The organism is Massilia sp. CT11-108 (assembly GCF_047302915.1).
GTDB classification, from domain to species: Bacteria; Pseudomonadota; Gammaproteobacteria; order Burkholderiales; family Burkholderiaceae_D; genus Telluria; species Telluria orientalis.
Genome location: NZ_JBKYMO010000318.1, coordinates 1 through 6,775, shown reverse-complemented (window position 1 = coordinate 6,775; position 6,775 = coordinate 1). Strand labels below are relative to the sequence as shown.

Genomic DNA, 6,775 nt, shown 5'->3' with positions numbered 1-6,775 from the left:
GGCGGCGGCGCTTCACCCGCAAGGTCGAAAAAGTGTGGCGGCGTTGGCTTCAACGCATCGTGGAGATAGTGAAGCGGAAATGAATGGCGCGCATGGAACGGTAAATGGTCGAAATCTCCGAGGGCCAGTTGACGCGCGTGCTGGGCAATCGTTCCCCGGACCGTATCGAGCGCCTCGAATACGTCCAATCCAATCGGGCTTCGACGTTGGGCGAGGAAACCCAGCCCAAGCGGATTGACGTCGCGCTTCTGCTTGCCGCCCCATGTCCACTTCGCCATGATGCTGTCCACGGTCAGCGGCGCTGCCCCGGGCGCGGTCGGCCCTGCGATGGGGTAGCCCAGCAACGTGCCCATCAGCCCATCCCAACCGTTAGGATTGGACGGCGCCGGCTTGAATTCGCGCCCGGCGCCCGGTGCACCGTCGACAAGTTCTTCCAGTAATTTGCCTAGCGATTCATGGGCCGGGTCCACCGGGGTACTGGGTGTCGGCTCGCCCGCAAGCCAGTGGACCGAGTTCTGATTGGTCTTCCACCTCGTGTTTCCGGCGCCGTGGTCCCACAAGACACCAAATTTTCCGATGTCGTGGGTCGCTGCGCCGGCGCCGTTGGGAGGCACGGCAATATGGTAGAAGCCGTGGCCCTTCGGACGTGAGGCGTATCCTGTCTGGAGTTCGAATCGCGGCCATCGATGGAACAGGTAGAACTGCGAATGGTCGGTGCCGACCGGGTCCGGACCGTTGACGGGATCGTACGGGAACGTGAGGGGAGGCTGGTCGCCGGAGCGCTTCACCATCAGCAAGCAGGCGGCCCTGCGGGTGACCCTGTGTATTCCATTGCCCGCCGGTTCGGTGACGTAAACGACGAACATCCCATCCGCGAGCTCGCACCTCGGGTTTTCTTGCCCGGCCGTGAACTTCGCATACGGTGAACCGTGCAAGAAAGTCGCCCGGAAATTCACGGCGTTGACGTTCTGGTCGTACAGATTGGACGACTCGGCATTCAATCGCCGTACGGTCTGCTCCGAGATCAGGTCCCGTACGAAATGCGGCTCGTCCCTCACGCTGCTCCCGGTCGCGCAACGATGGTGAGCGTCGGAAAAAATGCTGTTGTAGGCGTCGGTGCAATTCACGCCCGCGTGTTTAATCAGCGCCATCGATTCACCTTGAAAACAGTTCGGTTTTTGTTTGTCCGGGCATTCTATTGGACACGAATATCCTGCAACCTGAATTTGCGCACCCGTCCATCCGCATCGAACAGGATCCTGAGTTCCCGGATCTGCGTGTCCGTTGCCGCCATGCGGCCGACGAGGGGCACGTATTTCACGAGCCGTGCGGCGCTGTCGTCGTACCGGTAGAACCAGACTTCGCGGCCGTTCGGGAACGCCGTCACGGACGCGTCGCCCAGCGCGCGGCGAACGTCGTCCCTCGTCGTCGTGCCCGCGACCAGCAGGCCGGCGGCGCGGTCCTGCGTCAACGTTTCAATCCGACCGTTGCCGGTGGCGGCGCAGCCGGCCAGCAGCGCGGCCAAAGAGAACATGAGCGCGGCTTTCATGCCGGATCGTCCATGTACTCGAATTCGAGCAGCGTGTCGTCCGGCCAGCTTGCGTCGAAGATGGCGGGGATGTACTGCCGGTCGCGCGCATGGCCCCAGTCGACCAGCGCATAGCCTGCTTCCGGCAGCAGGCGCGCGGAATTCGCGTACATCCATTCGCCCGCGATCGCTTCGCGTCGCGCGCCGTGGACGAGCGTGACGTTGAACACGGGACGGTCGGCGAAGAACGGATTCTGGAACGTGCGGTACGTGCACGGATCGCCCGTGGCGACGAGCGCCATGATCGACGGATCGCGCACCATGCGGCGCAGTTCCGCCCCCTTCATGTCGACCTTGCACTCGAGCCGCAGGTCGCCCAGGCGGCGTGTAGCGGGCGGCAGTCCCGGCGTGCGGATATCGACGCGCCAGGCGTACGTGCCGTCTCGTTTGTTCGTCATGACGACGGCATCCTGCGCGGCCAGCCGCGCATCCATCGGCAGCGTGAACGACTGGTTCGCGTCCAGTTCGAGCGGTATCTCGGTCTTGCCGGCGACGAGGGTGACGGCGAGGCCCGCGAACGATGCGTCCCGCGCGCGCGGATACAGCCGGAAGCGCAGGGCGGCGCCTGGTGCGAGCTGGCGGTGTTCGGCGAAGACCAGCATCCCCTTGTAGAATCTACGGTACGGGATTTCGTCCACGTCGCGCACGGCTTCGATCTTCACGACCTGCGGCGCATTTTCGTGCGTCTCCTGCGCCGTGGAAGGCGGAGCCCAGCAACCCACTGCGCCCAGCAAGGGCAGCCACGCTTGAATCCTTGTCACGGCGATGATCCCGAAGTGTCGACGGCCGGCAGCTTACCGGATCGCGTCACGAAAAGATGCACGCTTTGTCACGGCTGCTAGAATGGATGAACGATCTTCAGAGCGTACGATCATGCCCCGACCCGACCGCCACCCCGCCGCCCAGGCCTTCTGGCGCGACCCCGCCTTGCCGTTCATCGAAGCGCGCCACGTCACGGACGGGCGCGGCCTGCACTACGGGCGCCACTGGCACGAGACGCATTCCGTCGGCGTCATCACGGGCGGCCGCAGCACCTACGTCAACGGCGCGCATGCGGAGGTGGTGGAGCAGGGTGCCGTCGTCGTCGTCAATCCGGGCGACGTCCACGGCTGCAATCCGGTCGACGACGCGCCGTGGTCCTATGTGATGTTCTACTTCGATCCCGTGTGGCTGGGCGGCGTCCAGGCGCGCGTGCGCGGCCTGGCGGATCCCGCGTTCCGCCCGTACGCACAGGCGGCGTTGCGCGCGCCGCACCTGGTGGAGGCGGGCGCGCGGTTGTTCGCCGTGCTGGCGGAGACGGATCGCAGTGCTGCGGAACGCGAGGCCGCAGTCGTGGATTTCGTGGCGCGCCTGGACGGCGCGCTGGCGCCGGGGCCGGTCCCGGACACGGTCACGCCCAAGGTCGAACGCGTCGCGCGCCACATCGACGCGCATTTCGCGGACGCCCTGCCGCTGCAGGACCTGTGCGAGGCGGCGAACCTGTCCGGCTCCTACCTGATCCGCGCCTTCAAGAAGCGCTACGGTGTCGCGCCGCACGAATACCAGACCAACCGCCGCATCCAGTACGCGAAGGCGCGGCTGCGGGCCGGCGCGCCCATCGCCGAGGTCGCGCTCGATGTCGGCTTTGCCGACCAGGCCCACTTCCAGCGCGTCTTCAAGCGGATGACCGCCGCCACGCCGGGCCAGTATCGCGACTGAACGTCAGGCGGCAGCCAGCCAGACGACGCTCGCCACGAGCATGCCGGCCATCGTCCGGTTGAAGACGCGCACGCGGCGCGGGGTGCGCAGGTACACCTGCAAACGGCTGCCGGCCCAGGCCCACGCGGCGATCGACAGCCAGCACACGACGAAGTAGATCGCGGCGAACAGCCAGACGGCGGACGCCGCGCCGTCGGACGCATACGTGCCCATGCCCGCCAGTGCCGCCAGCCACGCCTTGGGACTCAGCCATTGCAGGGCGGCGCCCTGCAGCATCGTCGGCCGCGCCGCCGTCTCGCCGGCATCCAGCTCGCCCGCGTCGCTCGCCAGTTTCCACGCCATGTAGAGCAGGAAGACGACGCCGGCCCAGCGCACGACGTTCGTCACCTGCGGCCAGGCGCCGACCGCTTCGTGCAGCCCGAGCCCGGCCAGCACGAGCAGCAGGCAGAAGCCGGCGGTGGCGCCGGTGACGTGGGCGAGGCTGGCCGTGAAACCGTGGCGGGCGCCGCTGCCGAGGGCGACGACGTTCACGGGGCCCGGAGAGATCGAGGTGGCGAGGGCGAAAGCGGCCATCGAAGCGAACATGCTCATCTGCGTTTCCTTTCGTGTTGAGGGATGCGGTAGACGATAGCGGCGGCACGCGGGCCGGTATTGAAAAAAATGACCCAACCAATTGCTCAGCAACTTGCGCGTTCGGCGCGGCGTGGCGATGGTATGGTGCTGCGATGACTTCCTTCGATACGACCCGGCGCCACCTCCTGAAGGGGCTCGGCGCCGTCTGCGCATGCGTGTGCGCACCGGCGCTGGCCGCGGACTTCGACGTGCGTACGTTCGGCGCCCGCGGCGACGGCACCACGCTGGACACGGATGCCATCCACGCCGCCATCGCCGCGGCCAGCGCCGCCGGTGGCGGCACCGTGCGTTTTCCGGCCGGCCGCTACCTGAGCTTTTCGATCCGGCTGCAAAGCCGCGTCGCGCTGTACCTCGACGCCGGCAGCGTGATCGTCGCGGCCGATCCGGCGGACGGCCATGGCCGCTACGACCCGGCCGAACCGAACCCGCACGACGCCTACCAGGACTTCGGCCACAGCCACTGGCACAACTCGCTGATCTGGGGCGAGAATCTCGAAGACGTGGCGATCCTGGGCCCGGGCCGCATCTGGGGCCGCGGCCTGACGCGCTCGGGGCCGGGCGCGAACCGGCCGCTCAAGGCCGGCGACATGCCGTCCTCGCTCGGCGGCAAGGACCCGATGGGCGAGCGCGCGAAGTCCGGTACCGTGTTCGGCGCGGAGATGGACGGCAAGGGCAACAAGGCGATCGCCCTGAAGAACTGCCGCAACGTGCTCCTGCGCGACTTCTCGATGCTCAAATGCGGCCACTTTGCCGTCCTGGCGACGGGCGTGGACAACCTGACGATCGCTAATCTCACCGTCGACACGGAGCGCGACGGCTTCGACATCGATTGCTGCCGGAATGTCCGCATCAGCGACTGCGCGGTCAATACGCCGAACGACGACGCGATCTGCCTGAAGAGTTCCTACGCACTGGGCCGCGCGCGCTTCACGGAGCACGTGACGATCACCGGATGCCAGGTCTCGGGCTTCGACCTCGGCACGCTGCTGGACGGGACCTACCAGAAGACGCAGCTGAAAGCGCCGGACGAGGAGGGTGTGTGTGGCCGCATCAAGCTGGGCACGGAATCGAACGGGGGCTTCCGCAACATCGTCATCGCGAACTGCGTGTTCGAGCATTGCCGCGGCCTGGCGATCGAAAGCGTGGACGGCGCCGTCATCGAGGACGTCACCGTCGACAATCTCGCCATGCGCGACCTGACGACGGCGCCGCTGTTCATCCGCCTGGGCCGGCGCATGCGCGCACCCGCGGGCACGCGCGTCGGCGCGATCCGCCGGGTGAACATCAGTAACGTGGTCGCGTCGCAGGCGAATGCCCCGTTCGCGGCGATCGTGGCCGGCCTGCCGGAGGCGCCCGTCGAGGACGTGCGGCTGTCGAACATCACGATCGTGTACGGCGGCGGGGGCACGGCGGCGGATGCGCGGCGCGTGCCGCCCGAGGTGCCGGACCACTATCCGGAACCGAGCATGTTCGGGGTGACGCCGGCCTACGGCCTGTACGTGCGCCATGCGCGCAACGTGGAGGTCCATCACGCCGACCTGCGCACCGCGGCGCCGGATGCGCGGCCGCCCGTCGTGCTGGACGACGTGAAAGGCGAGCGCTTCGATCACGTGCAACTTGGCCGCGCGGCCGGCGTACCGGCCATACGACGGGTCAGGCCGGCATCGGCTCCGGCATCGGCTCCTCCTCGCGCGTGATACGCCACATGTCCAGGTTCACGCCCTTGCGGTAATCGTGCTGCATCTCGGGCGTCAGCACCTCGAACATCAGGCCATTCTCGAGCCACAGCTCGACGACGTCGAACACGCCGCCGCGCGAGCAGGGCACGGCGCGCCAGCCTTCGCGCCGGCCGATCGCGAGGATCTCCTCGACGGAACGCTCGGTCGCGATGGCCAGGTGGAAGCAGGCGTACGGGCGCGGGGCGGCGTCCGGATGCGGCCGTGCCATCCCGGCGCCGTTCCCCGGCGCCATCGGCAGCGTGTGCGGATAGACCTCGACCATCGACCCGCGCACGTCGCCGGCCATCGCGACCCACGCGCCGGGCCAGGGCGGGAAGCGGAACGACTGGCCGCCCCAGATCTCGGCAATGACGGCGGCGACGCGCGCGGGGTCGCGCGCGGGGGTGGGAGCGTGAAAGATCATGGTTGTCCTCGGGGAGTGGCGGCACGGGCCAAAGTTGCGATGACACGCACGCCAACGTTGCCGAGGTAATCCCCGAGTACCGCCCACGCCGGGACGAAGCCCAGCTGCTGTTCGAGCAGGCACCGTGCGGCGCCGACGACGCAACGCTCGAACGTCTCGAACATTGCGCCGCGCCGTGGGAGCGGCTGCGGGATAACTCCGGTGGTTGACGTGTCCATGGCGCGCATCTTGACATTCGCGCCATGGACGGTCTCGCCCCACCGGTGGGGGTATCGACTACTTGCCGATCTCGACGCGGTAGACCGGCACCACCTTCACGCCCTTCAGCTCGGCCAGCTGCGGCTTGCCGCCGAAGTCGGGCCGGTGTTCGCGCGGCAGGTAGATCGGCGCATCCGCCCGAAGGGGCAGCACGGTCAAGGTCAGCGGACCCTGGCGCTGCGCGGGAAGGTTACCCAGGTCGAATTGCCAGCGCTGGCCGTTGTAATACCAGTCGTCGACCATGCGCGTGCCATCGAACAGGCGGGCCACGTCGCCCGTGAAGTCGATGTCGAGCAGCAGGCTGTCCACGTCCTTCGACCGATTCACCGCCCCGATATCGAGCAGCCACGCGGCCGACGCGCCGAACGCTTCCGGATCCGGCTGCACGGCCGCATTGGCGTTGCCGCCGATGCGGACCGGACGCGCCGGCTGGGCGTCGCGCAGCGGCTTCACCGC

At 67.7% G+C, this 6,775-nt stretch carries 7 protein-coding genes and 1 pseudogene; 2 read left to right on the top strand and 6 right to left on the bottom strand.

All coding sequences use genetic code 11. The features are described from left to right. The 3 genes from ACEN88_RS21520 to ACEN88_RS21510 all read right to left on the bottom strand — a co-directional run. A partial coding sequence (locus ACEN88_RS21520; RefSeq protein ID WP_413342871.1) for a hypothetical protein occupies positions 1 to 1,151 on the bottom strand: 1,151 nt, incomplete at its 3' end. A gap of 44 nt (positions 1,152 to 1,195) precedes the next feature. Continuing rightward, positions 1,196 to 1,549, bottom strand: a complete 354-nt coding sequence (locus tag ACEN88_RS21515; protein WP_413342870.1) for a hypothetical protein — start codon at positions 1,547 to 1,549, stop codon at positions 1,196 to 1,198. Further along, a complete protein-coding gene (locus tag ACEN88_RS21510) occupies positions 1,546 to 2,349 on the bottom strand; it encodes a hypothetical protein (RefSeq protein ID WP_413342868.1) in 804 nt (267 codons plus the stop codon). The genes ACEN88_RS21515 and ACEN88_RS21510 overlap by 4 nt, the downstream gene beginning before the upstream one ends. A gap of 112 nt (positions 2,350 to 2,461) precedes the next feature. Here ACEN88_RS21510 and ACEN88_RS21505 point away from each other — a divergent pair, with 112 nt between their 5' ends. Continuing rightward, entirely contained in the window at positions 2,462 to 3,286 is an 825-nt protein-coding gene (locus ACEN88_RS21505) for an AraC family transcriptional regulator (protein WP_413342866.1), read from the top strand. Positions 3,287 to 3,289: 3 nt separating this feature from the next. On the opposite strand, the gene ACEN88_RS21500 is transcribed toward ACEN88_RS21505, so the two are convergent. Further along, positions 3,290 to 3,877 carry a LysE family translocator gene (locus ACEN88_RS21500; protein ID WP_413342864.1) on the bottom strand — a complete coding sequence of 196 codons (588 nt, stop codon included), beginning with the start codon at positions 3,875 to 3,877 and terminating at the stop codon, positions 3,290 to 3,292. Positions 3,878 to 4,011: 134 nt separating this feature from the next. On the opposite strand from ACEN88_RS21500, the gene ACEN88_RS21495 reads away from it, so the two are divergent. After that, positions 4,012 to 5,616, top strand: a complete 1,605-nt coding sequence (locus tag ACEN88_RS21495) for a glycoside hydrolase family 28 protein (RefSeq protein ID WP_413342862.1) — start codon at positions 4,012 to 4,014, stop codon at positions 5,614 to 5,616. On the opposite strand, the gene ACEN88_RS21490 is transcribed toward ACEN88_RS21495, so the two are convergent. Both ACEN88_RS21490 and ACEN88_RS21485 read right to left on the bottom strand, forming a co-directional pair. Further along, a complete protein-coding gene (locus ACEN88_RS21490; RefSeq protein WP_413342860.1) occupies positions 5,573 to 6,061 on the bottom strand; it encodes a hypothetical protein in 489 nt (162 codons plus the stop codon). The two genes, ACEN88_RS21495 and ACEN88_RS21490, sit on opposite strands and share 44 nt — an antisense overlap. Positions 6,062 to 6,337: 276 nt before the next feature. Next, a pseudogene (locus ACEN88_RS21485) lies at positions 6,338 to 6,775 on the bottom strand (glycoside hydrolase family 35); the annotation flags it as partial.

Coding starts and splice junctions, on each gene's coding strand:
- ACEN88_RS21495 (WP_413342862.1), top strand. CDS start 4,012: ATGACTTCCTTCGATACGACCCGGCGCCACCTCCTGAAGGGGCTCGGC.
- ACEN88_RS21515 (WP_413342870.1), bottom strand. CDS start 1,549: ATGAAAGCCGCGCTCATGTTCTCTTTGGCCGCGCTGCTGGCCGGCTGC.
- ACEN88_RS21490 (WP_413342860.1), bottom strand. CDS start 6,061: ATGATCTTTCACGCTCCCACCCCCGCGCGCGACCCCGCGCGCGTCGCC.
- ACEN88_RS21500 (WP_413342864.1), bottom strand. CDS start 3,877: ATGAGCATGTTCGCTTCGATGGCCGCTTTCGCCCTCGCCACCTCGATC.
- ACEN88_RS21505 (WP_413342866.1), top strand. CDS start 2,462: ATGCCCCGACCCGACCGCCACCCCGCCGCCCAGGCCTTCTGGCGCGAC.